The sequence below is a fragment of the Streptomyces sp. ActVer genome, from assembly GCF_027270795.1.
GTDB classification, from domain to species: Bacteria; Actinomycetota; Actinomycetes; order Streptomycetales; family Streptomycetaceae; genus Streptomyces; species Streptomyces umbrinus_A.
Map to the genome: position 1 here is coordinate 1 of NZ_JAPWHT010001000.1, position 674 is coordinate 674.

The following is a 674-nucleotide window of genomic DNA, read 5'->3' on the forward strand; positions in this document are numbered from 1 at the left end:
GACGGTGACCGCTTCATGCACGGCGGTGCCCAGCTCCTTGGCCGTGCGGCGGGCCAGCTCCGTGGCGGTGTCACCGGGGCGCAGGGGCAGCAGCAGGACGGTGCCGCCGTCGCGTGCGGCGGCCAGTCCGTGCCGGGTGGCCGCGAGGTGGGAGGCGGCGGTCCACAGTCTGCGGCGGGCGGCTGCCTCGTGGTCCGCGTCGGCGGCCGTGGCGTCCAGGCGGGAGGCCAGGACCACGTGCGTGGCGTCGAGGTCGGCGTCCAGCCGGGCGGCGCGCTCGCGCAGCAGCCGGGGATCCCGGTCCCGTGCGTCCAGCAGATCGTCCAGCAGCTCACCGCGCACGCGCTGTTCGGCCTCGGAGGCCGAGCGCCTGGCGAGGAGCAGGAGGGAGGTGACCATGGCCGCCCGCTCCAGAGTGCGCTGGTCGACGGGGTCGAGCCCTGGATGGCCGCGCAGCACCAGCGCTCCGAGCAGCTCGCCGCCGGCGGTCACGGCCGCGACCCAGTCGTCCCCGTGCCGGACGGCGTGTCCCTCGGCCCGTGACACCTCCAGGGCGTCACCGGGTGCGGTGCCCGCGTCGGCGAACTGCACGCTGCCGTCGAGGATCTCGGAGACCGCGGCCGACACGTCATGGACCCCGCCGCCCCGCAGCACCAGCTCGGCCAGCCGGTCGT

General features: G+C 76.6%; 1 pseudogene. It reads right to left on the reverse strand.

Annotation, left to right across the window (positions count from 1 at the left end):
• Nucleotides 1-674 (reverse strand): annotated as a pseudogene (locus O3Q52_RS53825) (diguanylate phosphodiesterase); the annotation flags it as partial.